This is a genomic window from Shewanella sp. Pdp11, from assembly GCF_002838165.1.
Taxonomy (GTDB): Bacteria; Pseudomonadota; Gammaproteobacteria; order Enterobacterales; family Shewanellaceae; genus Shewanella; species Shewanella hafniensis.
In genome coordinates, this window is record NZ_CP015194.1 from 2,978,920 (window position 1) to 3,003,735 (window position 24,816).

Annotated in this window: 22 protein-coding genes and 3 pseudogenes; 18 read left to right on the forward strand and 7 right to left on the reverse strand. The window is 43.6% G+C overall.

The features are described from left to right. Positions 1–181: 181 nt before the first annotated feature. Together AYJ58_RS22210 and AYJ58_RS22215 are read right to left on the reverse strand one after the other, a co-directional pair. The gene (locus AYJ58_RS22210; protein ID WP_443019242.1) at positions 182–538 is read right to left on the reverse strand and encodes a group II intron maturase-specific domain-containing protein; all 357 of its coding nucleotides are present in this window, start codon (positions 536–538) and stop codon (positions 182–184) included. 150 nt (positions 539–688) lie between these two features. Next, positions 689–1,470: pseudogene (locus AYJ58_RS22215) on the reverse strand (reverse transcriptase domain-containing protein); the annotation flags it as partial. A gap of 637 nt (positions 1,471–2,107) precedes the next feature. Between AYJ58_RS22215 and AYJ58_RS13190 the strand changes: the two are divergent. The 3 genes from AYJ58_RS13190 to AYJ58_RS13200 all read left to right on the forward strand — a co-directional run bounded on the left by AYJ58_RS13190 (position 2,108) and on the right by AYJ58_RS13200 (position 3,941). After that, positions 2,108–2,416 carry a hypothetical protein gene (locus tag AYJ58_RS13190; protein ID WP_198555453.1) on the forward strand — a complete coding sequence of 103 codons (309 nt, stop codon included), beginning with the start codon at positions 2,108–2,110 and terminating at the stop codon, positions 2,414–2,416. A 124-nt stretch (positions 2,417–2,540) separates the two neighbouring features. Next, positions 2,541–2,987: a hypothetical protein gene (locus AYJ58_RS13195; RefSeq protein WP_157825775.1), complete on the forward strand. Its 447-nt coding sequence runs from the start codon at positions 2,541–2,543 to the stop codon at positions 2,985–2,987. 105 nt (positions 2,988–3,092) lie between these two features. Beyond that, positions 3,093–3,941, forward strand: coding sequence for a S1 family peptidase (locus AYJ58_RS13200; protein ID WP_106650476.1), 849 nt, complete (start codon positions 3,093–3,095; stop codon positions 3,939–3,941). Positions 3,942–4,041: 100 nt separating this feature from the next. On the opposite strand, the pseudogene ltrA reads toward AYJ58_RS13200, so the two are convergent. After that, positions 4,042–5,405 (reverse strand): annotated as a pseudogene (ltrA, locus tag AYJ58_RS13205) (group II intron reverse transcriptase/maturase). Positions 5,406–6,127: 722 nt separating this feature from the next. Here ltrA and AYJ58_RS13210 point away from each other — a divergent pair. The 3 genes from AYJ58_RS13210 (at position 6,128) to AYJ58_RS13220 (ending at position 7,400) form a co-directional block, all read left to right on the forward strand. Next, positions 6,128–6,679, forward strand: a complete 552-nt coding sequence (locus AYJ58_RS13210) for a hypothetical protein (protein WP_106650477.1) — start codon at positions 6,128–6,130, stop codon at positions 6,677–6,679. 96 nt (positions 6,680–6,775) lie between these two features. Next, positions 6,776–7,072 (forward strand): hypothetical protein, encoded by a 297-nt coding sequence (locus AYJ58_RS13215; protein WP_106650478.1) that lies wholly within the window; start codon positions 6,776–6,778, stop codon positions 7,070–7,072. A gap of 91 nt (positions 7,073–7,163) precedes the next feature. Next, the gene (locus tag AYJ58_RS13220; RefSeq protein ID WP_106650479.1) at positions 7,164–7,400 is read left to right on the forward strand and encodes a hypothetical protein; all 237 of its coding nucleotides are present in this window, start codon (positions 7,164–7,166) and stop codon (positions 7,398–7,400) included. Between the two features lie 249 nt (positions 7,401–7,649). On the opposite strand, the gene AYJ58_RS13225 is transcribed toward AYJ58_RS13220, so the two are convergent. Both AYJ58_RS13225 and AYJ58_RS13230 read right to left on the reverse strand, forming a co-directional pair. Continuing rightward, on the reverse strand, positions 7,650–8,735 hold the full coding sequence (locus AYJ58_RS13225) for an IS91 family transposase (RefSeq protein ID WP_106649401.1): 1,086 nt from the start codon (positions 8,733–8,735) through the stop codon (positions 7,650–7,652). Next, a complete protein-coding gene (locus AYJ58_RS13230; RefSeq protein WP_106649402.1) occupies positions 8,732–9,622 on the reverse strand; it encodes a tyrosine-type recombinase/integrase in 891 nt (296 codons plus the stop codon). Before AYJ58_RS13230 ends, AYJ58_RS13225 begins: the two co-directional genes overlap by 4 nt. Positions 9,623–9,845: 223 nt before the next feature. Here AYJ58_RS13230 and AYJ58_RS13235 point away from each other — a divergent pair, with 223 nt between their 5' ends. The 5 genes from AYJ58_RS13235 to AYJ58_RS13255 all read left to right on the forward strand — a co-directional run bounded on the left by AYJ58_RS13235 (position 9,846) and on the right by AYJ58_RS13255 (position 13,533). After that, complete coding sequence (locus tag AYJ58_RS13235) at positions 9,846–10,463, forward strand: hypothetical protein (RefSeq protein WP_106650480.1); 618 nt, start codon at positions 9,846–9,848, stop codon at positions 10,461–10,463. A 119-nt stretch (positions 10,464–10,582) separates the two neighbouring features. After that, positions 10,583–11,137, forward strand: a complete 555-nt coding sequence (locus AYJ58_RS13240) for a Shedu immune nuclease family protein (protein ID WP_232790886.1) — start codon at positions 10,583–10,585, stop codon at positions 11,135–11,137. A 313-nt stretch (positions 11,138–11,450) separates the two neighbouring features. Further along, complete coding sequence (locus AYJ58_RS13245; protein WP_232790809.1) at positions 11,451–12,317, forward strand: alpha/beta hydrolase; 867 nt, start codon at positions 11,451–11,453, stop codon at positions 12,315–12,317. 193 nt (positions 12,318–12,510) lie between these two features. After that, a complete protein-coding gene (locus AYJ58_RS13250; protein ID WP_232790810.1) occupies positions 12,511–12,777 on the forward strand; it encodes a DUF7674 family protein in 267 nt (88 codons plus the stop codon). 159 nt (positions 12,778–12,936) lie between these two features. Continuing rightward, on the forward strand, positions 12,937–13,533 hold the full coding sequence (locus AYJ58_RS13255) for a PhzF family phenazine biosynthesis protein (RefSeq protein ID WP_232790887.1): 597 nt from the start codon (positions 12,937–12,939) through the stop codon (positions 13,531–13,533). On the opposite strand, the pseudogene AYJ58_RS13260 reads toward AYJ58_RS13255, so the two are convergent. Both AYJ58_RS13260 and AYJ58_RS13270 read right to left on the reverse strand, forming a co-directional pair. After that, positions 13,504–14,626, reverse strand: a pseudogene (locus AYJ58_RS13260) (ISAs1-like element ISSod22 family transposase). The gene AYJ58_RS13255 and the pseudogene AYJ58_RS13260 sit on opposite strands and share 30 nt — an antisense overlap. A 415-nt stretch (positions 14,627–15,041) precedes the next feature. Then, positions 15,042–15,470, reverse strand: a complete 429-nt coding sequence (locus tag AYJ58_RS13270; RefSeq protein ID WP_106650484.1) for a DUF6957 family protein — start codon at positions 15,468–15,470, stop codon at positions 15,042–15,044. 444 nt (positions 15,471–15,914) lie between these two features. Between AYJ58_RS13270 and AYJ58_RS13275 the strand changes: the two genes are divergently transcribed. From AYJ58_RS13275 to AYJ58_RS13310, 7 genes are all read left to right on the forward strand, one after another. Next, entirely contained in the window at positions 15,915–16,505 is a 591-nt protein-coding gene (locus tag AYJ58_RS13275) for a hypothetical protein (protein ID WP_106650485.1), read from the forward strand. Between the two features lie 161 nt (positions 16,506–16,666). Beyond that, positions 16,667–17,212 (forward strand): PIN domain-containing protein, encoded by a 546-nt coding sequence (locus AYJ58_RS13280; RefSeq protein WP_106650486.1) that lies wholly within the window; start codon positions 16,667–16,669, stop codon positions 17,210–17,212. A 295-nt stretch (positions 17,213–17,507) separates the two neighbouring features. Continuing rightward, positions 17,508–18,317: a hypothetical protein gene (locus tag AYJ58_RS13285; protein ID WP_106650487.1), complete on the forward strand. Its 810-nt coding sequence runs from the start codon at positions 17,508–17,510 to the stop codon at positions 18,315–18,317. A gap of 476 nt (positions 18,318–18,793) precedes the next feature. Then, positions 18,794–21,205 (forward strand): type I restriction-modification system subunit M, encoded by a 2,412-nt coding sequence (locus tag AYJ58_RS13295; protein ID WP_106651821.1) that lies wholly within the window; start codon positions 18,794–18,796, stop codon positions 21,203–21,205. Between the two features lie 163 nt (positions 21,206–21,368). Next, positions 21,369–22,397 (forward strand): Abi family protein, encoded by a 1,029-nt coding sequence (locus AYJ58_RS13300; RefSeq protein ID WP_106650488.1) that lies wholly within the window; start codon positions 21,369–21,371, stop codon positions 22,395–22,397. Beyond that, on the forward strand, positions 22,390–23,781 hold the full coding sequence (locus AYJ58_RS13305) for a restriction endonuclease subunit S (RefSeq protein WP_198555455.1): 1,392 nt from the start codon (positions 22,390–22,392) through the stop codon (positions 23,779–23,781). The genes AYJ58_RS13300 and AYJ58_RS13305 overlap by 8 nt, the downstream gene beginning before the upstream one ends. Continuing rightward, positions 23,774–24,796 carry a virulence RhuM family protein gene (locus AYJ58_RS13310; protein WP_106650489.1) on the forward strand — a complete coding sequence of 341 codons (1,023 nt, stop codon included), beginning with the start codon at positions 23,774–23,776 and terminating at the stop codon, positions 24,794–24,796. Before AYJ58_RS13305 ends, AYJ58_RS13310 begins: the two co-directional genes overlap by 8 nt. The last annotated feature ends 20 nt before the right edge of the window (positions 24,797–24,816 follow it).

Sequence of the window (24,816 nt, forward strand, 5' to 3'; positions counted from 1 at the left end):
GCCCTGGGTAAAAAGTGCAATAGACATTATTGAAAGTGATGTTGTTCTTCCAGAGACCATCAAAGAATCACTAAAAAATAAGGCTAAAGTATGCGCTTAATCGGGTAGCCGGAGGTATTTAGCCTCCAGCCCCCACACCACCCTGCATGCGGCTCCGCACAGGGCGGTTCATTTAGAACGACTAACTCACTTTCTGGTTAGGATAATGAACTGCAATCCATCCATCTCTCAGTGAACATAAACCTGCTTTCTTGAGATACTCATTACTCAGCGCTTGCTGTATCCCTGGTGTTTTCGAGCTTCGCCACGGCCCTTTGCTTGTAATGCCACAAGCAACGGCCGCTTGGATCCTGACGCCACGTTTGAGTAAGTTTTGTACCTTAGTCCGTGGCTTTCGCCATTGACGCCAGTAGCACATACGTACTCGACGACGGATCCAGTGGTCTAAATCGACACATCCTTGGTAAGCGTTGGCTATGCCAAAGTAGTTGATCCAGCCTTGCATGTATTGCCGCACTTTAAACAATTGATAGCTCATGCTCACGCCCCAATTGCGGTTTGTCAGTCGTCTTATCTTTTGTTTGAAGATGTGCAGTGTTTTGACATGCCACTGGATCTTTCCGCGGTTAAAGGTAAACCCTAGGAACTTGCTTTGGCCTACCTTAACCACTTGGCTTTTCTGTTCGTTAACAACCAGTTTTAGCTTAGTGGCAAGATAGCGAGTAATACTCTTGAGGACACGTTCGCCCGCTCGTTGAGACTTGACCAAGATGATAAAGTCATCCGCGTAGCGGGCGAAGTGATGCCCTCTGCTTTCCAGCTCTTTATCCAGACTATCCAACATGATGTTTGTAGTAATGGTGAGAGTGGGCCGCCCTGAGGTACACCTTCGAAGCTTGCTTCAAATTGGTCGTTGATCATCACGCCAGCACGCAGGTATTTACCAATAAGCGCCAGCAGACGCTTATCCTGTACCTTGCTCCTTAACTGAGTCATTAAGAGATCATGATTTACTCGATCAAAGAACTTGGACAGATCAACATCGACGGCAAATTTGCGTTTATGTTTGATGATATCCCTGACTTGCAAGACTGCTTGTTTGGCATTCCTATTCGGTCTAAAGCCGAAGCTATTAGCCGAGAAGGAAGGGTCAAACAACGGCGTGAGAATTTGAGCAATTGATTGCTGTATCACACGATCAATGACGTTAGGGATACCCAGTTTGCGTTTACCGCCATCGGGTTTGTCGATCTCTACGCGTCTGACTGCTGAGGGTTGATATTCACCTAACTCAAGTTGAGATTTACACTGTTGCCAACCGCCTTGCTGCACCCAAAGCGGGAAGGCTTCGATGGTCATGCCATCGATACCAGCCGCCCCATTATTGGCTTTAACCTGTCGCCAAGCTCGGTGTAGATTCTCAGGCTGAAGCAGTTGTTGGAATAAATCGCTGTTGAAGGCCGGTTGCATATCAATACGCTGCTGATAGTAATCGTCTGGCGACGTAGTGGGTATCAACAAGTTTGACAAGACTCCTCCTTCTTCTAAATGTTCAGGCCTTCACCATGTCCCATCCATTACGATGGGCGTTGGGCTACTATGCCGTCTGCTGACTTCTGCTTAATCACATGCCGAGTTGCCCCGTCATGCGCTATCGGTTTTCATCTGGTTCGCTCTTTTCTGTCGATGACACTGAAAAGCCAAGGCACTTATAAACCAGAGCCTGACTGGTTAATGACCGATCGCGTGTTAAACAGATCTCCCCAGATAAGAGCATGAACTTTCTTTGCACTGCTGCATCATTTACGGTGGCCATTAGATCACGTGGTTTCGTCGTCTTGTCCCCTTACTTCGTGGGGGAGGCCCTGCCAACTCACCTCTAGCCTACGCCTCATATGATGTTCTTGTTCATCAGCTCGCAAATTTGCTAGCGGCTTCCTTCAAACCAATCCTCGCGGATAAGCCCTTGCCATTCGCTAGTAGTTAACGTTTAATAACAGCATGTTATTGAACGGTGATCTTCCTACAGAGGACTTTCACCTCATTAGTTCATGCCCATGCTGGGCGTACACAAGCCCATCCAATCGACCGCCTACGGCGGCGCTTGATGGGGGCGTTATATGCCACAGGGAGATTAGGCTTGTCGATTAAACTTCTAACTGAACGTTACAAACTTACTATCCTTGCGCCGTTTCATTTAAGCGTTAATGGCGAAAAATATGTCATTGATGCCTTAATTGAAGGTTATGGTGCACGTAAAGGCATGCTAATCGTTAAAAATGCGAATACTATTAAAGACGTAAGAGAAGATATTGTAGCTTTGGGATACGGATATTCTTGTTTCGATATTAATGCCAATGATGTAGCTGAAAGCTTTCAAGAAGTGCTAGATGACTGGGGTAAAAGTGGCATATAACAAGTTGCCTAAATTCGCCGCAAAAAGCGCGGCGGGGACAAATACTCACTGGGCTTCGCCCAACAACGTTCGCATTTGCCCCTTGGCAAAGCGTTACGTGTCAAAGAGTCCGAGAGAGACTAAGATGAATCCAAAGTTTGAGGTACAACCAAAATTAGGAATCGGCCCAATTAAACTAGGGATGGATCGTACTTTAGCAATTACAGGTATGGGTTTAAAGCCAGATAGCTTCATGAAAACGCCAATGAGTGAGCACCCAACTGATTCATTCTATAAGGCTGGTTTTCAAATTTTCTACGAAGGCGAAATCCCAAAGGTAGAAAGTATAGAGCTATCTCGCGGGTGTGGCTTCGAAGCAACAATATCTGGGTATAACGTTCTTGATCTGCCTGTATCTGAAGCACTTTTAATAATAGAGAATGCAACTGGTCTCAAGCCAGAAACAGAAGACGAAGGTTATACCTATGAGATTCCAAGCCTCGGTTTGTGGTTTTGGCGGCAATCAAATGAACCAAACGATAAAGAAGGTTTATATTTTTCAACAATCGGTGTTGGCACAATCAACACGTAACAAGTCAAAGCACTCGGACGCAGCTGGCTGCGCCGGTGTTTGAAGCGTTATATGCGCTGAAGATTCAGCTTGTTAGTCAGGCAACTAATAATATTAAGGAATGAAATGTCGATCGAAAATGCACTTGTTCGCTCAACTGTTAGAGTAATGGCGGGTAAAAATGGTCAAGAACCTTCTTCCGTAGGAACTGGGTTTTACTATAAAGTGCAAGACCCAAAAACATCGAATGCGAAAATACTTATTTTAACAAATAAGCACGTTGTGAATGGTGCAGACTACATTAGATTTGTTCATTCTTATGCGGACTCTCTTGAAGACTTAGACGAACATCACCAACCTGTTGGAAGAGTTGATAAAACAGAACAACTTCCAATTGCACCATTTGTATATAACCATCCAAACCCCGATATAGACCTTTGTGCTATTGATGTAACCATCATTATGGCTCAATTGCTAAACTCAGGTAAAAAACTTCGAAGTATGATCCTTGATTCAAGCTGGATGGTTAAAGACGAAGATAAAAAGCATGTTAGAGATATAGAGCAAGTTTTGGTAGTTGGTTATCCCCGAGGCATTTGGGATCATCACAATAATATGCCTATCTCTCGCATTGGAAATACAGCTACTCATCCTTTCGCGAATTATCAAAACAAACAAGATTTTCTTATTGATGTAGCAGCTTTTCAAGGCTCAAGCGGATCACCTGTTTTCTCGTATGAAGCACCAATGTTCAGACAAGCTAGTGGCGCATATACACCAGGAACCAAAGTAAACCTTATAGGTGTTGTTTGGGGCGTTATCGAGTCAAGCGTAGAGGGGGATTTAAAAGTCATAGAAATACCTTCTGCATTAAAGCATGTGCCAGTTATGAATGCTTCATTGAACCTTGCATTAGCACTTCATGCTGACGTGATTAAAGATCTAGATGCGTTAATTTTGCCAACAATTAAGTGACGTGAGTATGCGCATATAATCGGGTAGCCGGAGGTATCTAGCCTCCAGCCCCCACACCACCCTGCATGCGGCTCCGCACAGGGGGGTTCATTTAGAACGCCTAACCTGTTTTCTGGTTCGGATAGTGAACCGCGATCCATCCATCTCTCAGTGAATACAATCCTGCTTTCTTAAGATACTCATTACTCAGCGCTTGCTGTATTCCTGGTGTTTTCGAGCTCCGCCATGGGCCTTTACTTGTGATCCCACAAGCAACGGCAGCTTGGATCCTGACGCCACGTTTGAGTAAGTTTTGTACCTTAGTCCGTGGTTTTCGCCACTGACGCCAGTAGCACATACGTACTCGACGACGGATCTAATGGTCACTCTTTCTAAATAATCAGCGACACATCCTTGGTAGGCATTGGCTATGCCAAAGTAGTTGATCCAGCCTTGCATGTATTGCCGCACTTTAAACAATTGATAACTCATACTCACGCCCCAATTTCGGTTCGTCAGTCGCCTTATCTTTTGCTTGAAAATGTGCAGAGTGTTTGCATGCCATTGGATCTTTCCGCGGTTAAAGGTAAAACCAAGGAACTTGCTTTGATCGACCTTAACCACTTGGCTTTTCTGCTCATTAACGGCCAGTTTTAGCTTAGTGGCAAGGTATTGAGTAATACTCTTGAGTACCCGTTCACCCGCTCGTTGAGATTTTACCAAGATGATAAAATCGTCTGCGTAGCGAGCGAATTTGTGCCCTCGACTTTCCAGCTCTTTATCCAGACTATCCAACATGATGTTTGATAGTAATGGTGAGAGTGGGCCGCCTTGAGGCACACCTTCAAAGCTTGCTTCAAATTGGTCGTTGACCATCACGCCAGCACGCAGGTATTTACCAATAAGCGCCAGCAGGCGCTTATCCTGCACCTTGCTCCTCAATTGAGTCATCAAAAGATCATGGTTTACTCGATCAAAGAACTTAGACAGATCAACATCGACGGCAAATTTTCGTTTCTGTTTGATGATATCCCTGACTTGCAGTACCGCTTGTTTGGCATTTCTGTTCGGCCTAAAGCCGAAGCTATTAGTCGAGAAGAAGGGGTCAAACAACGGCGTGAGAATTTGAGCAATCGCTTGCTGTATCACACGGTCAATGACGTTGGGGATCCCCAATTTGCGTTTACCGCCATCGGGTTTGTCGATCTCCACACGCCTGACTGCCGAGGGGTAATATTCACCTCGCTCCAGTTGAGATTTGCACTGTTGCCAGCCGCCTTGTTGCACCCAAAGCGGGAAAGCTTCGATGGTCATACCATCGATACCAGCCGCCCCTTTATTGGCTTTCACTTGGCGCCATGCTCGATGTAAATTCTCAGGCTGGAGCAGTTGTTGAAATAAATCGCTGTTGAAGGCCGGTTGCATATCAATACGCTGCCGATAGTAATCGTCTGGCGACGTAGTGGGTATCAACAAGTTTGACAAGACTCCTCCTTCTTCTAAATGTTCAGGCCTTCACCATGTACCCACTACGCTGACGCGGGGTATGCTATCCCATCCATTACGATGGGCGTTGGGCTACTATGCCGTCTGCTGACTTCTGCTTAATCACATGCCGAGTTGCCCCGTCATGCGCTATCGGTTTTCATCTGGTTCGCTCTTTTCTGTCGATGACACTGAAAAGCCAAGGCACTTATAAACCAGAGCCTGACTGGTTAATGACCGATCGCGTGTTAAGCAGATCTCCCCACTCTTTATTAACAGAAGGGGGAGCATGAACTTTCTTTGCACTGCTGCATCATTTACGGTGGCCATTAGATCACGTGGTTTCGTCGTCTTGTCCCCTTACTTCGTGGGGGAGGCCCTGCCAACTCACCTCTAGCCTACGCCTCATATGATGTTCTTGTTCATCAGCTCGCAAATTTGCTAGCGGCTTCCTTCAAACCAATCCTCGCGGATAAGCCCTTGCCATTCGCTAGTAGTTAACGTTTAATAACAGCATGTTATTGAACGGTGATCTTCCTATAGAGGACTTTCACCTCATTAGTTCATGCCCATGCTGGGCGTACACAAGGCGTAGCAACACGCCGCTGCGCGGCTGGACAGTTTGTAAGTCGCGCTTATGTGGTTTTGCTGCGCAAAAGTATTCCACAACGCACAGCTTACAAACTGCCGTTGTGCTTAACGTTAGTTTTTAGGTTAACCAAATGATACTTAGTGCAATTAACATTGCTAACCGAATAGTGGCTTTAGCGATCATTATTTTCCTTTTCGCTGGAGGTTATTTATCTATTTTTTCAGATGTCAGAGTTACCGTTGATAACTCATCAGGTACATGGATCTTCAGTTTGTATGTGTTTTTATTAGTGTTCGGGTTGTTTTCATTTGGTTGTATGTATTTTTTGAACAAAAGTCATTTTTCTGAAGTTCGAAGAAACTGGAAAGGCACATATTTGGTAGTTCTGCCGGTCGTATTTGCTGGCTGGTTAGCGACAGCTATATTCGGCGGCCTGCCGAAATTTTTGCATCCTTTTTATGCAAGTGACGGCACCACAGAGCTAACTGTCGTAGAAATGGAAAGTGTAATCTTTCAAGGCCGATGTGCTCCGAGAGTTGTTGTAAAAGAAGTCACTTTTTTTATCAAACAACATATTTGTTTATCAGAGTCTGTTTACGGCAATCTTGAGTTAGGTTCGAAAATACGAGTTTTTGGGCAAATATCACCTTTTGGTATAGAGGTCGCGGCAATTGAAAACTAACAAGCGCCTCAAACATCGCGGTCTGCGGCCGCTGGACTCGCAACAAGTTGCTCGCTGTTAGGCGTGCGTTATGAGTTTTTGGTTAGGAGTTAACCCATGAATGATGAACAACTTTCAAGAACTCTTCAATCGGTTGGTCAGGCTTGTTTCGTGAGATTTTTTGGTGAGTTTTCGTCGAACACATTATCGCGCGAGGATATAGTCGAAAAGCTACGAGCAGAGACAGATTATACTGAGGGCTCTTGTATCTCTCGTACTGGCCACGCTCGAAGTATTATAAATGCAGGTCGTGCGGAAGCCGCCCTGAACATTATCATTTCGTCTGATTCACCTCGTGTTTCTGAGAAAACTCGCAAGGATGCACTGCAATGGATTCAAAAAATAATCTCATAACAAGGCGCATCACTCGCAGCCTGCGGCGGCTGGGATGCCAACCGCTGCGCGGTCGTCACCCGAGTGCTTTGCGTTAGGAGTCTTGAGTAACATGGAAATTGAAGGAAGAAAATATACCCTTGTTGTTACAAGCGCTAACGACTTCGATACACTTAGCTTGGAATGCACACTCGATAACGAATTAATAATCGAAGCAGAGCTAGTCAGTTATAAGGAAAAACAGGCAAAAATCCACTTCCATAAAAGTGGGCTTTCGCTAAAGGTGGTTGAGGCGTTCATCAATGAGGTCAATAAAGAGCTAATTCATGGAGGACAGAAAAACTCCTAACAAATAAGGATAGGCCGCGCGTAGCCGCGACCTTATCCCAAGTGTTGAACAAGCCCGATGCTGGTTGTTGACACTTTATTATGCAAATAGCAGATTGAGAATTTGTACTGGCGAAGGTCTTATTTTCAAAGAGACTTTTATGCAGACATGACCCGCCCTTAGCGAACGAGCTAATATTTTTATCACTTGTTCATCAAGCCGTTATCGAGTCCTCATTCTGTTTGGTTAACCCGTTATCCTTATGTCGCCTTAGGCGGTGATATTAGCGCTTGTCGGTCGATGACGCACATGAACGCCCATAAAATGCATAGCTTGATGGCAACAAGGGCAATAGCGCACGGCTAAGGTACGTTTGACCTCAGATAACATGGGGAACACTGCACCTGCGACAGCCAATATCAGTTGGATTTGTTGCCGTAGCTTTTTGGCATTGCCTTGCAGTAAGCCATAGTCTCGTACTCGCCGTAATCCTTTAGGTAACACATGTTGTAATATCAACCACAAAAATTCGACCGCGGGCAAGCTGCGTACTTGTTGGCAGCGAGTCTGACTGTCTTGATAGGTAAAACTCACCTGATTATCGACATGACGACAAATACTGCTGTCGGGTAAAACGCCCCGATAAAGGTAGCGCGACAGATATTGCAGTGCAGGAGCACCTTTACCGACAAACTGACAATCGACCACCCATTTCGACTGGGATTGATGTGGCAGTTTAAGCTGAAGCGTGTCACTCAGATAAGCCAGTAAACGTGCTCGCCACACCTTGGCAAGATTAAAGGCGTTAAATAAGTAATGGGTTTTACACTTACGCCATTGCCGCTTGCCTGAGTGGTAGCTCCCTGCGGGGATAATGAAGTGCAGATGTGGATGGTAGTCTCTGCGCCGACTGTGAGTATGCAGTACGCCAGTGAAGCCGATGTCACCACCCAATTTAGGGGAGCGTGCGGCAAAGTCTTTGAGTACACTCGCTGCCACGGTAAACATGGCGTGATAGAACGGCTCGGGTTGCGACTTCGCTATGGCTCTTAATTCAAACGGCAAGGTAAAGGTCACCATAAAATAATTCACCGGCAATAACTTGGCTTGTTGTTTACTCAGCCAGTCACATGTTGTGCCATGTTGACACTGTGGGCAACTGCGATGACCGCAAGAGAGCGGAAACTCAAGCTGTTGCTCGCAGGTTTGACAACCCCAGCAGCTAACCCTCGCCGTGTTGCAACGACAGCTGAGCATGGCATGGATAGCAGCATGTATTTCTGGGGTGATTTGATGGGCATAGCGCCGCCGAAAATCCGCCAGATGTTGGCGTAAAATATCGATAAACTGGCTCATAACCCACACTCCCACCTCAAGGCTAAGCCGTTGGTTAGTTGGTTAATCGCCTCACAGGTATTTTTACGGGTGATATCAGTGAGCCGCGTGTAACGGGCGGTGGTATTCAGGCTGTGATGGCCGAGCAGTGTTTGCACCGAGCGCAAATCGAGTCCTTGCTCCAGTAAATGGGTGGCATAACTGTGGCGTAGACTGTGCGGACTGATGGCTTTATGAATGTTGCACTCTAAAATGACTTGCTTCATGGCTTTTTGGAGCCCGCCTCTGTCCATGAGTGAATCAGGTTGATTATCTTTACCCGGAAATAGCCAACGAGGATGACGGTGGGTGCGCCAATAATAGCGTAAGGCTAACAAGGTGCGTTGAGGTAAAGGTACCAGTCTATCCTTACCACCTTTAGCATCACGGATATGCACCTGCATGAGTCCTGCATCAATATCCCCAACCTGCAATGAAATCGCTTCACCAAGGCGCAATCCCATGCTGTACAGGGTTAAGAAACAGACTTGATAACGCAGCTGGCGTGTGAGGCTGATAACAATCGCGACCTCGCAGGGCGTCAGGATATCGGGCAAGTGTTGCACCTGTGGCGGTTTAACAATATTAAGCCACTGCCAAGATTTGTTGAGGACATGAAAGTAGAAAAACTGCAAGCCGTTGCGGTCGAGTTTGACTGTGCTCCAAGAGTGTGAGGCAATCAAATCGGCAAAATAGTGCTTCAAATCATCGGTCGTCAGGGTATCGGGGCAGCAGTCAAAATATGCCGCAATACGGCGTATGGCTCGGCTGTAAGCATCAATGGTTGCAGGCCGCTTGCCTTGCAAGGTTAAGTTGGTAAGATGTTGTTCATAAAGTAAATCAAAGCGTTGTTGTTCGTGAATGTCCATGATGATACTCCTAGGTGTGCGACCGAAGCAGGGCGCGTCTAGCAAGTATTTAGGATGAGAGGGAAAAGGATGGCTTTATCTTGTTCCTGCCGCAAAGCGGCTTCGTTCAACAAGTTGCTTAATTTCATTCCGGCCACAAACAGCGTGGCCTCCACTGGACTGCCTACGTTACGCTGCGGCAGCCAATTAGCAAAGCGTTAGTTTCTTACAATTAGGATTGCGTATGATTTTTAATTCAGGGCCATGTGTTTTAGAATCAGAAAAAGAGCGGAACCTCTATACAAAGTTCTTTGCTGGTTATTTTTTTAATGAATTTATTGATGGATACGACGAGCGTGTAGTGTGGATAAATAGCTACCTATCAAAAAAATTAAATAAAACAGTATCCTTGCAGTCTCCTTCAATCAGTTTTGATAATCATACATATTTACTCGATATCGACGCTGACAGAGGGGAATTTGCGGATATTTTACTTCATGACCCAGTATCAAAGACAATGATCGCAATTGAAGCGAAATACCTAACTAATTGGTCTATAGAGAAAGATATTAAGAGTAATCTTAAAAGAATTAACGCTATTAGAGAAAGGTATTATAAATATACAATACACTTTTGCCTTTTAGTAAGTTCCACTAAATGGAAGTCAGCCATAAAAATGAAAAAGCACGAGAGTAGTAGTTACGCCTGTTTTATTAAGGACTTCAAAGATGATGTTGGCGTATTGTTTTGGGAAGATCTTGTTGAATATTGTGATTCAAAAGCCGTTAAAAAATATATGGAATATAGGCTCAGTTTAGTTAATGCACCTGCTTCCCAAAGGTATGCAAATATCCAAAACTAATTGGGTAGCCGGAGGTATTTAGCCTCCAGCCCCCACACCACCCTGCATGCGGCTCCGCACAGGGCGGTTCATTTAGAACGCCTAACCTGTTTTCTGGTTCGGATAGTGAACCGCGATCCATCCATCTCTCACATGCTCGAAAAGTCCGAACGCTAGATGAATTCCAATACCTTTTAGAGTCGGACTTTACTGAAAACGTATGGCAAAACTGGTTTGAAAAAAATAGTTGGGTTCTTGGTAGTGACTTTGTCAAAGTTCTAGATGAGAGGGCTATAGATACCCACAATATTTCAGACTTTCTGATGGAAAGCTATGATGGTTTTCTGGATATTGTCGAAATAAAACGCCCTGAGGGAAGCCTTAAATTTTGGTCTACGGGACTTGACCACAATAACTATTATCCGCACTCTGACCTAATTAAAGCTATCACTCAATCCCAGAGTTACATTCATGAAGTTGAACTGGAAGCTAACAGCGTCAAGTTCATGGAAAGGGTAGGCTACGTTAAAACCATCAAGCCAAGGTGCACTTTAATTTACGGGCGCTCAAATGATTGGAATAAAGAGCAACAACAGGCATTTCGCGTACTCAATAGTAGTTACCATAACCTAACAATTATGACGTTTGATCATGTCTTAGAAAGGGCAAAGCGCATAATTGGGAAACGCGGCTAACAAAACAATAAACAACATTCGCTTCGCTTATTGGGTACGATTATGACAAACATAGAAATCAAATGTGCTAGCAATCGCAAAAATGGGTAACCGCTGGCTGCTTACACTAGAGTCTACAAATGAGTTTGCGTTAGGGTTCGGAGAAACACCAGACAACATTATGATGTATGGTTTTGTTTCGCCTGATGCAGTAGGCGAGTGGTGTGCGTAGTTATCACATAATAATCAAATATTATTGCCGGCAACCCGCTGCGCGGCTTTCCGCGCTGAATTTGGACGTTAGCTGCGTTTAACCTTCATATATTTAAGGAAAATGATGTTTTTTAAGTTTATTAAGTTGGCTTTTGCTATTGTTGTTTTTTTCTCTGTGCCGCTAAGTGCCAAGGAAAGCACTGAATTTAAAATTAAAAATACGCATACCCTACAAATAAAATCTGAAGAAAGCGGATTGGAATATGAACTATATATCCGCTTGCCTAACGATTATTCAGAAAACAACAAAAAATACCCGTTGGTATTGTTAAATGACACTGGTTATTCAGTTGCAGTGGCGAGTGGCATTGTACACCTGATGGCAGGCCGAGATATTGAGGATGTCATTATTGTAGGGATTTCATATTCCAAAGGACATAACCCTTTGCTTAGTCGCACCAGAGACTACACGCCAACATTTGCTCCAAATGAAAAACGAGGGCATTCGCTCGAAGTTCAGAAGTATTCAGGTAAAGCCAGTCAGTACATTAGTTTCATTTCAAACGAGGTTTTACCCCTGATTAGTCAAACATACCGAATCAGACAGGATAAAAAAATATTTGTTGGTCATTCATATGGCGGATTGCTTGGTGCTAACATCCTGATTACCAAACCAGAGTTATTTGATTATTACATCTTAGGTAGTCCATCGTTCTGGTACGACAACAAAGTGATATTTCGACTGGAAAGTGACTATGCAAAAAGCAATAAGGACATGAAAGCAAGGGTGTTCATGTACATAGGCAGTGAAGAAGGTAGTATGGTGGAGCAAATGCTGGCAATTGAGAATCAGTTAAAATCACAAGATTATCAAGGGTTAAACATTCAATCCAAAGTATTGCTAGGGTTGACTCATCACAGTGCTTTTGCAGTGTTATTAACGGATGGCCTTCAAAAAGCCATTCCAAGACAAAGCAAAAGCAGCTAACAAGCAAATTTGATCGCCAGCAAAAAGCGCCGGCTGCGACGTTAACTCGCTACTCGGTTTTCCGCGCTAAATTTGGGCGTTATAGGACTTAAAGATTAACGAGGCAGAAGAGCAAATTATCGATAATTTCTTGAATGAGATATGCTTTTTATTCCCAGAAGTGAAACGCAAAATGGATTCGCACGATGTCTTTATGGCTACTTCAAAAATGGAGGAGTTTGCAAATGCTACTACTCAGGCATTTTCTTCTGGCAATATTGCGTTAGCTCAAAGCTATCTAGATTACATAAATGAAAAATTACCCAATGCGCATCCAAAAGAGTTTGAGTTTATTGATGTGTATTATGTAGAACATTTGTTTTGGCAGGCTAGCCAGAAAACTAAAGAAATGGGCTGGCCTTTAGTGCCAACAAAGCTACAAAGTTTATATGTTGCATTTCATGGTAAACCTGCCGTATAACAAGTTGTAGCACATCGCCCCGTTGGGGCTTTGACTGGCGCCGCTTCGCGCCGACTGCACGTGTGCAAAGCGTTAAATTGCAGTCAAGGATGGTGGATTATCAACATAGAGATTTATGATGTGTTTAGCGGCGAATCGGCTTTTGGCAATCCTTGTGGAGTGTTAGAGCTAAATAACTGGCTGTCTGATACTGAGTTGCATCAAATTACTCATGATGTTGGACTGCCAGTGACTTCGTTCATTACAAACGTCGACGGACAATTTCACATTCGCTGGTTTGCATTGGATGGTGAAATTAACCTTTGTGGTCACGGTAGTTTGGGAGCTGGTGCAGCGATCCTTTCTAAGTACCAATTGGAAAAAGTAGTTTTCAACAGTAAACACGGTGAGGTAGTGATTTCTAAAAGAAATGGCCTATATTCACTCGTATTGCCTAGCTGGGAAGGTAAGCCTTGTGCTGTTCCAGCAGAAATATCTGATTTGGCGATTGATGCCATTGATGTTTTTTCTACTCGAGATTTAGTCTTAGTTTTACCCTCGGTAGAGACGGTAATGAATTTCCAGCCAGATTATAAGCGCTTGAGAGAAATCAATGAATATCATGCTTTAATTGTAACGGCTGCAAATAGTAATAATGGTTATGTTCTAAGATACTTTGCTCCAAAAATTGGCATATCTGAAGATTTGGCAACAGGCTCAGCACAATCAGGGCAACCGCATGAGTGTTTAAAATTCGTCCAGCTGCAACCCTGCTAAATAGAACCGATTCTAAATATTCAGGTTTCATCCAAGCTCTTTTCTGTTTCGCTGGAATGCTTCCTTTAGAAGGTTCAGCCCTAAGCATATTCAGTGATATTTGCCTAAGCATGGCCCAATTTTCTGCCCCATGATGTTGGTAAATCTGGCAACTATCTTCTTTCATTGAGACATCTAGCACCCAGTGTAAGCTGTTCTCAATCCCCCAATGGCCACGAACTGAATTGGCTAACTGCTGCTCATCGAGTGTGGCTGAACTGATATAGTAACGGTAGGTCAGTTCTGCCTCTTTCCCTTTCGTATACCGATAACTCAAACACATACCTAATGTGTTCAATTTCATCCACTTAGGAAAATAATCTTGGAGCTGGTTTGCAGGTATTACATAGTAGGCTCTTGCCTCGATACGGCCTCTATTTTTTTCAATAACGAGTCCATCAAGAGGATTACTGCGCGCTTCACTGAAAGCACTGACCACGGCCTCATGCAAGGAACTTTGATTTGCCTTTACAGCAAGTAAGTAGTCACCTCCTTGCTCGACTATCTGTCTTGCAATCTCTGTCTGGCAACCCATGGCGTCGATTGATACAAGTGCTCCTTCTATATCTAACAACTGCAGCAGCGCTGGGATTGCGGTTATCTCATTGGATTTATTTGCCGTTTTTACTTGCCCCAGCACCACTTTATTGGCACAGGCAAACGCATTGACCATATGAATGGTTGAGCGCCGATCTTCACGATTGTATGAGGCACGAAGCGTTTTACCATCGATAGCAATAAGATGACCATCACTCATCTCATGGACGGCTCGCATCCAATTGGCGAAGCACAGTCGGAACTGTTCCGGCTCGATACGAGAGATAATACGTGCAATGGTATCATCGACTGGGACACCTTCGGTCAGAATTCCCTTTTCTTTAAACCAGTTATGATGTCCGGCAGCATAGTCATGGATTTCTGACCAGCCTTCGGCACCAGCAATCACACCACACAGAGTAACGAACAATACATCATGCAATGGGTAAGTCACTTTGGCAGATTGTCGGCTGTCAGCAATCGAGTTGAAATGAGACGTGAAGGCTTCAAGGTACATGCTCTGATGTTCTCTATAAGAAAAAGAGAGCATAAGATCATAATCGATACCGTTCGTCAAATTGGGTTCAAAACGGTTAAAATACATTCACGATCTCACCCTGTCAGCACAATGCTCTCTTGCACCGTATTGGTTTAAAAAATTTGGTTCAGACTCATTGAATGTGCGTCAACTTTCAATGTCCGGTGGTTATTTTGAAGTAGAGCGAGCAACTGAGAATTCAATAACAGTATTTGCTCAAGCAAAGTTGCGAGCAATTGCAATTTAACTAACGCTTCAATAGGGACTGTCAACGCTTGGCGTTTCCTGCCCCATTGAGCCGCGGTGGTTGCGATTGCTGTGGTTTACTCTATATCAACATCGACTTTACTAGCAAGGTAGGTAGGCCCTTATTCAAGAGCCCATTTTGAGCGTATCAGTAGATTTGACTGAATAATTTAATTTTCTGACCAAACTCGTTGAGGGACAGGTGCTTACTGTTACCGCTTCCCACTAAAATGTAGAAGGTATTGTTCGTTTCAAAGATGCAGTTATGGTGAGTATGGATAACCATTGTGGTTCTGACCCATCCACCACTGGGGAAACGGCCTTGGCCATCTTCAATTATGTGATTCGCCAGTACCAGCTCTTTAATAGGGTGAGTGCCAGGGGTGCCTTGTGGGACATCAATAATCCAAATGATCCACTCTGAAACGACGCACCAAGCTTTGAATGGTTGGATTGACTTACAATGCAATTTCATCTGTTCAATATCATCTATTCGACAACCATATGCGGTAGGGATGCCTTCAAGAGAGAACAGTTCTGCTGTTATTTCAGCTTGTTGAGCTAGTTTTTCTGTCATGGGTTGCTCCTTAAATATTAAAGGCGCAAGTGCGTTTAAGCAGCTGATTTACGCTATAAACCGGACTGCATATCACGAACATTGCAACAACCCAATTTCAGTTTAGATGTTCAATACGATTCTGCCAGTAGACATCATTAAAATTAACTTACATAAATGACTCTCTCTTCAGTGCAAGACAGTCTATCATCAATTTTTCACAGTGTTATTCGAGACCCATTTTGAAGGTAATTAGCTTGCCATTTTTTAGCCGTTAACATTTAATAACATCAGCTTAATGAAAGAGGTCATGCGTAAATATATTTTTACTTCGATCGTTAATGCTCAGTTTCGGTATAGGCATGCTAAATCTGTTTGGCGTCGCTGCATTGATGCGTTTTTCTTTGCGCGACTGCAGCTTGGCATTCAAGCACTGTTGGTTAGGTTAGGGGCAAAGGAGCTGCAATGAAATATCTCGTGATACTGTTCGCCATTGGTTTGAGTGCATGCGCATCCAAACCAAACTTTCCTCAAGCCGGTATTGGGCAGACCTATGAGATTCTTGGGGCAACAATAAGTTCACCCAATGAGCCTAACTGGTACTTAATGCAACATGACCAAATGGGCATTTTCTTTGGCAAAGAAATGACGTCTAAAACAGATAGTCTGATTGCAAATGCATGGGTGTTTGGTGTCGACGGGCATGAAGAAGATGGCTCATTCTTTGATTATGTGATTACAGAGCGTGAGAGAAACGATGATAAAACGAGATTCGTCGACCTAGGTGTGAAAAACAACCGAGCAACCTTAAACGGAAGCGCCTGTATTAAGTACGACACCATTGCAGAAGATCACGCAAGCAACAGTAAGAGCAGCCAACCATTTCAATATTTCAGCACTATGGGCTATATCTGTAGGCATCCTGGCAACAAAAGCGTCGTGATCCAGCTTGAGGTTTCGTATCGTTCTGATCTACAGAATGTACCTGATGGTATTACACTTATGTCAGGTCAATTTTTCAACTCCATAGAATTTATTAATAATAAAGTGAAGTAATGAAGCTGTTGAAATGTCGGTATCTAGCAGAACCGCACAAAACATCGGATACTGAACAACAATCGGATGCTAGTTTTACATATCAATCCGATTTTGCTTATTAGCGCTATTGGCTTAAACAAGCACAGCGTTAATTTTACGAATACTAAGGAGAACGCACATTGAAGTGGGCATTTATAGACTATGAGAACATTGGATGTCTTAGTAAAGTAGACCTCGCTATTTACAGCAAAGTGGTTCTATTCCTTGGTGCGAAACAGCCAAAAATAGACCTTGGCGACACTAAATACGATTCTCCTATCGAGCTTGTTTTAGTTCAACTTAAGGCAACCCAATCCAATAACTTAGACTTCCATCTATCATACTACCTCGGTAAGTTTGATAGCGAAGCTTCTTCAAACGTATCATTTGAAATCATCAGTAATGACCAAGGTTTTTCACCGCTAATTTCACATATCAAAACGAATGGCAGAATTTGCAAACAGGTCAAAGTTGCCACCGCACCAAGTACAAAAAGTAAATTGATTAGCTCATTAACGTCAAAGCCTAAAGAAAAGCGACCTAAAAAGGTAACAAGTCTTCGTAACCATATTGCGGCGCATATGGGGGTTAAGGGCAACGATGTAGCGATACAAAATTATTTCAACCAACTGGTTAAAGAAGAACTCGTTAAGATTTCTGGTGATACAGTGGAGTACAAATGCTAGCTGTTACTCTATTTGCTATTTTCGGTTTTGGCAGTAAAGATCTGACTATGAGCTAGGTGCGTCTTAAAACGTTTCAACCCCATAGAAATGACTATAAGTTCTTTGAGTGACTCGATCCAATTACAGCACTGTGCGAATGAAGTTGATGAGCTAAAAAAACAGAATAAACGCTGTATTTTAATACTTGAATAAGATACTAACCGACGCACCTAAAAAATAATTAGTATAGGACAGCTACGCTGCCCCACAATTAGAAGTTAGGCGCCAATGATAGACTCTAATTATGTGAGATTGTATGAAAATAGAATGTATTTCATGCCAAAAAATGTTTACTGAGCTAGAAATGGCACATAGCCATATAATTCCAAATTTTGTTAGAAAGCGTTTAACAGGTGAGTTAACTAGTAATGGCAATAAAAAATATAGATTTAAGTGGGTAAACCGTAGAGATTTACCTTTACAAGATTTACCAAAGCCAAGGTTAATGTGCCAAAGCTGTGATCATAAGTTAGGCCATTTGGTTGAAGAAAAAGCTGTTTCACTGCTTTTGCGCCATGACGTAGATGATCCAAAGTCTTGGGATATTTTGCCCATAAAAAACACTTCAATTGATCACATTAATTCTGAGTCCATCGCGGTAAGGAAGTACAGGTACCCAAATGCAGAGACTGAAACTTTAAGTAAATTGTCGCTATCTATTGCATGGAGAGCTCTCCATAGCATGGCTAGAGAAAATATGATGCTTTCAAATAGATTTATTAACTCTGAACGTGGAAAGTTAATCGATAAAAGGGTAAGGGAATACATATTTAATAATGAAATGCTCAGTGATGTTTTGCCTCCATATTTGTATTACCTTGGGCCAAATTTTTCTATATACCTATCTAATAAAAACAATGAAATGCCTTTTGCATGGGCAGAATTAGGTGAAAATGATTGCGTCTTGGGTGTGGGTGTTGTTTTTGGTTATTGGTTAGTTCTATGGCCACTATTTGATAGCCCTAATTATGAATACTTCGATCACTTAGAACGACTAGAGAAAATATGTTTTGCAATCTGGTTTAAAAATATAAAGTCAGATCTAAAATTAGGACTGTCCGCTTAATCGGTTAGCCGGAGGTATCTAGCCTCCAGCTGCATGCAGCTCCGCACTGGGCGGTTCATTTAGAACACCTAACCTAAACGTTCTGGTTAGGATAATGAACTGCAATCCATCCATCTCTCAGTGAACATAAACCTGTTTTTTTGAGATACTCATTACTCAGCGCTTGCTGTATCCCTGGGGTTTTCGAGCTTCGCCACTCATAAACGACCCTCCTGTTTTTATCGATCCATTTCTTCTTTTTGGCAGTGAGAAAGATGAGTATCAAAAACTTCATCAGGAAAGAATTAAATACATCTCCTTTCTTAGGAAGATGTCAGATAAAGGAGCTATTTTTAAAGGTCTATCAAAAATAAAATTAAGGTAAATCAAAGAACTTGTATCCCATCATTGCTCCACCAGCAGCAACACCGTAGAATCCTAACCAATACCAATCAATACAAGTCGATACGCGTTAGCGGCTTTTTATGAGTGATCAAATGACTAGTACCAACTTTTCCCAAACCGCTGCCTTCATCTGGTCTGTTGCTGACTTGCTTCGCGGTGACTTCAAGCAATCTCAGTATGGTCGTGTGATTTTGCCATTCACTCTACTTCGTCGCCTTGAGTGTGTGCTGGAAGAAAGCAAAGAGGCGGTGATTGTTGAGGCTGAAAAAGTCAAAGCCATGCCCCTGCCTGAAGATGCTCAAGAAAAGATGATTCTGCGAGCCACGAATGGCTTGGCATTCTTTAATACCTCGCCGATGGATCTTGGCAAGATGGGGCAAAAAGATATCAAGGCGAATCTTGAGCGTTACGTGCAATGCTTCTCAGCAGATGCCCGTGAAATTTTCGAGCATTTCAAGTTTGATGAATTTGTAGGCCTGCTAAACGATGCCAACTTGCTTTTTAAAGTGGTAAAGATGTTTGCCACAACGAATCTTAGCCCAAAAGCCGTTTCAAACCATGAAATGGGCTTAGTGTTTGAAGAATTGATCCGTCGCTTTGCTGAAAGCTCTAATGAAACAGCGGGTGAGCACTTTACCCCCCGTGACATTGTTCGTTTAACAACTTCTTTAGTGTTTATGGAAGATGATAACGCCCTAACCAAAGACGGTATTATCCGCACTATTTACGATCCAACAGCGGGCACGGGTGGCTTCTTATCTTCAGGTATGGAATATGTACATGAGTTAAACCCTAAAGCCGTTATGCGCGCCTTTGGTCAAGAGCTCAATCCAGAATCCTACGCCATCTGTAAAGCTGACATGTTGATCAAAGGGCAAGATGTCAGCCGTATCAAGTTGGGTAACACCCTATCCAATGATCAATTGCCTGCCGACAAGTTCGATTACATGCTATCTAACCCGCCGTTTGGTGTCGATTGGAAGAAAATTGAAAGCGAGATTAAAACTGAGAATGAGGTAAAAGGCTTTGATGGTCGTTTTGGTGCGGGCTTACCTCGGGTGTCCGATGGCTCTCTGCTGTTCTTGATGCACCTGATTAGCAAGATGCGTGATACACATAGTACGGATGGCAGCGTTAATGCTGGTGGCCGTATTGGCATCATCTTAAACGGCTCTCCCTTGTTTACGGGCAGTGCAGGTAGCGGCGAAAGTGAAATTCGACGTTATATTCTTGAGGCTGACTTGCTTGAAGCCATCATAGCACTACCCACAGATATGTTTTATAACACAGGCATCGCAACCTATATTTGGGTATTGTCGAATAAGAAAGACACTGAGCGTAAACACAAGGTACAGCTAATCGATGGCTCAAACCTATGCGGAAAAATGCGAAAATCGCTTGGCTCAAAACGTAACCTAATGAGTGAAGACGATATTAAAATCATTACCCGTGCGTTCGGTAATTTTGAGGTGATTGATGCGACATCACTTACCGACATGGGGCTTGATAAGCCTGCTGAGGTAAAAAGTAACCGTGGCCGTCAGGCTGCCAATCCAAAAGCTGAAACGACTAAAACCTTTGCCAGTAAAATTTTTAACACTTACGAATTTGGTTATCGCCGTTTGACGATTGAGCGTCCGCTGCGCTTGTCAGCACAAATTACCGATGCCGCTATTGAGTCACTGCGTTTCGCACCAAAGCCGCTAAATGCCGCGATGGTTGCACTTTATGAACAATTTGGTGGTGCTTGGACACAAGACGTTGGTTTAAACCCTTCTGATATAAACAGCTACGGCCAATTTGCTGAGGTTGAAGTTGAAGCCCGCGCCATGATCAAGGCTGACTTTCCCGAGCTTAAAGAAAAACAGATTAAAGATGTGTTAGAGCCCAAGCTTTGGCAGTGGCAACAATCATTGATGAACGACGCCAAGCAGCTTCAGCAAGCCGTGGGTGATACTTTGGGAGGTAAGGCTAAGCCGTCTGACGATTTCAATCAGTTTGAGCTTACCCTTAAAGGTGCACTTAAAACTACAGGCATTAAGTTCGACACCAAACAGAAAAAGCAGTTTATTGATGCCATTACGTGGAAAAACCAAGATGCTGCACCCGTTGTCAAAATGGTGGTTAAGGACGATGCTCAGCCACTTTACGGGGCGTTTGAGTATCAAGGCACAGTTAAAGGTTTTGTGGGTCATGTAGTTGAATACCAGCAAGACGGTGACTTACGTGATAACGAGAATGTGCCACTTGATCCAAGTGTTGGAACTTCAGCGCTAATTGAAACCTACTTCACCCAAGAAGTTGCGCCCCATGTGGCAGATGCATGGATCAACGCCGACAAGCGCGATGATAAAGACGGTGAGATTGGCATTGTCGGTTACGAAATTCCCTTTAACCGCCATTTCTACGTCTACCAGCCACCGCGTGAGCTAGAAGCCATCGATGCCGATTTAGATGCCGTGAGTAGCGAAATTATGAAGTTGCTGCAAGAGGTGCATTCGTAATGTTGACCTTGCTCACTATCTCTTATTCTCGTGCCTTAGCGGTATTCTTTTACTTGACGAATCGTCGTTGGGTGGTCAATAATATCGGCAACATGCCCACCAAGCCTCTACCTAGTATGCTCAAATTGTGTGGGCTTTTTTATGCCTTCAATTTGGAGGCGCTATGAGCCCATTCACTAAACCTGCCCTTGATTTAGACGGTCAAATTGCGCTGTTACAAGCGAGAGGCCTTACCATTCGTTATCCTGAACGAGCAAAAAGCTATTTGGAAGTGATTAGCTTTTTTCGACTCAGTATCTACATGCGTCCTTTTCAAATACCCAATGACGTCGAGCACAAGTTTAAGAACAATGTAGAGTTCAAATCCATTGTTGATCTCTATGCCTTTGACCGTGAACTGCGTTTGTTAATGATGGATGCAATAGAGCGGGTAGAAGTGGCGGTGCGAGCGATGCTCAACAATCACATGGGCATTAAATATCAGACAGAGGAACAAAACTCGGGCTCACATTGGTATTTAAATAAAGCACTATTTCACCGTGATTACGACCATAACAGAATGCTTAGTGATGTTGGATATTGCCAGTCGCGCGATCATGAGCAGCTGATGAAAGACATTCAGAAAATTAACAATAAAAACGTCACAGATACAGCCAAAGAGCGCCATATTAATAACCGTACCCGCGAAAGTTACCCTAGATTTTATCAGCATACCTACCAATCCCCTCCTTTAATGCCCAGCTGGGCCATGGTAGAAGAGTTAACCTTTGGTACGATTTCTCATATCTACAAAGGATTAGCAAAAGATGCGGATCGTAAAGCCATCGCCAAACGTTTTAGCACTCCTCAAGACGTGTTTCAAAGTTGGCTACACACTCTACACTTTGTGCGCAACTGCTGTGCTCACCATAGCCGTCTATGGAACCGTGAGCTGTCTATATCGCCGAAAGTCCCCAATGGGAAAGAATGGGTGTTGCCTGAGACGTTGGTGCCAAGCCAAGTGCGCCCTAAACATCGTATTTATATGGTGCTATTGATGTTGGCGCACTTAATGCGGCAGATCAGCCCAGACAGCCAATGGCATAACAAAGTCAAGGCTTTGATTTTATTGCACCCAGCGGTGCCGTTGGCCCCTATGGGATTCCCAAATAATTGGCGAGAACATACTTTTTGGGGCGGTGAAGATGAGTAACCTTGAGCAAAACAAGAAGGCAGCCATGAGTGAGTTAAAGGCTGGCAAATATCAGGCGTATCCTGAGTATAAGGATTCTGGGGTAGAGTGGTTGGAAGATGTTCCAAGGCATTGGGGAGCCAAGCCATTAAAATATCTATGCAGTTTTAATGATGATGTTTTATCTGATAATACAAACAAAGACTTTGAGCTTTGTTACGTCGATATTGGCAGTGTTTCAGCAACTGAAGGGCTTACTCGTACAGAGACAATGACATATGACAAAGCACCTTCTAGAGCTAGGCGGTTAGTTCAAGATGGAGACGTTATTGTATCTACAGTCAGAACATACCTTGAAGCAATTGCTCCAATCAATAATCCACCTTCAAATATGGTCGTATCAACTGGCTTTGCGGTTATTCGCCCAAACATAAAACTATATAAGGGTTATGCCGCATATTGCCTCCGTGCCAGTGGGTTTATCAAAGAAGTTGTAGCACGCTCCGTTGGAGTAAGTTATCCAGCAATCAATGCTTCGGATCTGGTTAGCATATCAATTCCATCATTACCCATGGCAGAGCAAATTCAAATTGCCAACTTCCTCGATCACGAAACGGCTAAAATCGACACGCTTATCGACAAGCAGCAGCAACTGATAAAGCTGTTAAAAGAAAAGCGCCAAGCGGTGATCAGCCATGCAGTGACTAAAGGCCTCAACGCAAAAGCCCCAATGAAAGATTCAGGTGTCGAGTGGCTAGGTGAAGTGCCAGCGCATTGGGATGTTAAAAGAAATAAACACTTAATGGAATTCGTTACGAGTGGCTCCCGTGGTTGGGCTGAGTATTATTCGGATGATGGGCAGTTATTCTTTAGGATTGCTAATTTAACTAGAGACACAATTGAGCCTAAATTAGAATCAATTCAGAACGTAAAACCTCCCATGGGTGCAGAGGGTGAACGCTCTAAAATTAAGTCTGGCGACTTGTTAATATCAATTACTGCTGATTTAGGTTCAGTTTGTGTAGCTGATGACACGATAGCTGGTGGTTTTGTAAGCCAACATGTTTCTTTGTGCCGACCAAACTCGTTAGTTATTTCTTCAAGGTGGCTTGCTTATTTTGTACTTTCTGATGCAGCTAAGGAACAGTTCATTGGGTCAGGGTACGGTGGTACCAAAATACAACTTAGTTTGGAAGATATTCGAGAGTTAAACATTGCTTATCCTCCTGTAAGTGAACAAGGAGAAATTGCTTTATACATTGATACAAAGCTTGAAAAATTTGCGTTGTTAATGAATCGAGCTGAGTCACAGGTAAACTTGCTACAAGAACGCCGTACCGCCCTTATTTCAGCCGCCGTCACAGGTAAAATCGACGTCCGTCATTGGGAGCAACCTAATGACTAACGAGATTACGCCGCCGCTTGGCCAGTTTATTTTATTTGAAACGGATGCAGGTCAAACCAAGGTTGAATGCCTTGTTGAAGCCGAGACGCTATGGTTGACTCAGGCTGATTTGTGCCAGCTGTACGGCAAGTCAAAAGCGACCATCAGCGAACACATTACTAATATCTTTAATGAGCAGGAGCTGGATGAAAATGCAGCTGTTCGGTTATTCCGAACAACTGCTGAAGACGGCAAAAACTACAATACCAAACACTATAGTTTGCCGTTAATTATTGCCGTCGGTTACCGCGTGCGATCTAAACAAGGCACCCAGTTTCGCCAATGGGCGACACAAACATTACAAGCCTATTTAACCAAAGGCTTTGTCATGGATGATGAGCGCCTGAAAAATCCCGATAACATGCGGTATTTCGACGAGCTATTAAACCGCATCCGCGACATACGCTCGTCCGAGAAGATATTTTGGCGCAAGGTGTGTGATATCTACGCCACCAGCATAGATTACGATGGCAAAGCCCAAACCAGTGTCGATTTTTTTGCCAAAGTGCAAAATAAAATGCACTGGGCGGCCCATGGCAATACCGCGGCAGAACTGGTGTTTAAACGCATCGATGCCGACAAACCTCATTTAGGCTTAACCAGCTTTGTAGGCACAGAGCCCACCCGCAAAGAAGTGGTCACGGGCAAAAACTATTTAGATGAGAAAGAGCTCGATACCTTAAACCGACTGGTTAACTCCTATTTAGAATTTGCCGAGCTGCAAGCGCGTAATGGTAAGCTAATGAAAATGGCCGACTGGGCCAGTAAGCTTGATGACTTTTTACGCCTAAGTGACTATGACGTACTTAACCATGCGGGCCATATTTCACAGGCGCAAGCCACCCAAAAAGCCAAACAAGAATACGATAAATACCGCAGAGTGATTGATGCCCAGCCATCAAAAGTTGATGCTGATTTAGCGAATGCATTAAAGCAGCTACAAAATAAGCAACCGCAGGATAAGTCCAATAATTAACCTTAATCGCTTTGGCACTA

What these genes read in the sequence shown, in the direction of transcription:
- AYJ58_RS22210 (WP_443019242.1), bottom strand. Translation starts at nt 538, where the DNA reads ATGAGCTATCAATTGTTTAAAGTGCGGCAATACATGCAAGGCTGGATC.
- AYJ58_RS13190 (WP_198555453.1), top strand. Translation starts at nt 2,108, where the DNA reads ATGGGGGCGTTATATGCCACAGGGAGATTAGGCTTGTCGATTAAACTT.
- AYJ58_RS13195 (WP_157825775.1), top strand. Translation starts at nt 2,541, where the DNA reads ATGAATCCAAAGTTTGAGGTACAACCAAAATTAGGAATCGGCCCAATT.
- AYJ58_RS13200 (WP_106650476.1), top strand. Translation starts at nt 3,093, where the DNA reads ATGTCGATCGAAAATGCACTTGTTCGCTCAACTGTTAGAGTAATGGCG.
- AYJ58_RS13210 (WP_106650477.1), top strand. Translation starts at nt 6,128, where the DNA reads ATGATACTTAGTGCAATTAACATTGCTAACCGAATAGTGGCTTTAGCG.
- AYJ58_RS13215 (WP_106650478.1), top strand. Translation starts at nt 6,776, where the DNA reads ATGAATGATGAACAACTTTCAAGAACTCTTCAATCGGTTGGTCAGGCT.
- AYJ58_RS13220 (WP_106650479.1), top strand. Translation starts at nt 7,164, where the DNA reads ATGGAAATTGAAGGAAGAAAATATACCCTTGTTGTTACAAGCGCTAAC.
- AYJ58_RS13225 (WP_106649401.1), bottom strand. Translation starts at nt 8,735, where the DNA reads ATGAGCCAGTTTATCGATATTTTACGCCAACATCTGGCGGATTTTCGG.
- AYJ58_RS13230 (WP_106649402.1), bottom strand. Translation starts at nt 9,622, where the DNA reads ATGGACATTCACGAACAACAACGCTTTGATTTACTTTATGAACAACAT.
- AYJ58_RS13235 (WP_106650480.1), top strand. Translation starts at nt 9,846, where the DNA reads ATGATTTTTAATTCAGGGCCATGTGTTTTAGAATCAGAAAAAGAGCGG.
- AYJ58_RS13245 (WP_232790809.1), top strand. Translation starts at nt 11,451, where the DNA reads ATGATGTTTTTTAAGTTTATTAAGTTGGCTTTTGCTATTGTTGTTTTT.
- AYJ58_RS13250 (WP_232790810.1), top strand. Translation starts at nt 12,511, where the DNA reads ATGGCTACTTCAAAAATGGAGGAGTTTGCAAATGCTACTACTCAGGCA.
- AYJ58_RS13270 (WP_106650484.1), bottom strand. Translation starts at nt 15,470, where the DNA reads ATGACAGAAAAACTAGCTCAACAAGCTGAAATAACAGCAGAACTGTTC.
- AYJ58_RS13275 (WP_106650485.1), top strand. Translation starts at nt 15,915, where the DNA reads ATGAAATATCTCGTGATACTGTTCGCCATTGGTTTGAGTGCATGCGCA.
- AYJ58_RS13285 (WP_106650487.1), top strand. Translation starts at nt 17,508, where the DNA reads ATGAAAATAGAATGTATTTCATGCCAAAAAATGTTTACTGAGCTAGAA.
- AYJ58_RS13295 (WP_106651821.1), top strand. Translation starts at nt 18,794, where the DNA reads ATGACTAGTACCAACTTTTCCCAAACCGCTGCCTTCATCTGGTCTGTT.
- AYJ58_RS13300 (WP_106650488.1), top strand. Translation starts at nt 21,369, where the DNA reads ATGAGCCCATTCACTAAACCTGCCCTTGATTTAGACGGTCAAATTGCG.
- AYJ58_RS13305 (WP_198555455.1), top strand. Translation starts at nt 22,390, where the DNA reads ATGAGTAACCTTGAGCAAAACAAGAAGGCAGCCATGAGTGAGTTAAAG.
- AYJ58_RS13310 (WP_106650489.1), top strand. Translation starts at nt 23,774, where the DNA reads ATGACTAACGAGATTACGCCGCCGCTTGGCCAGTTTATTTTATTTGAA.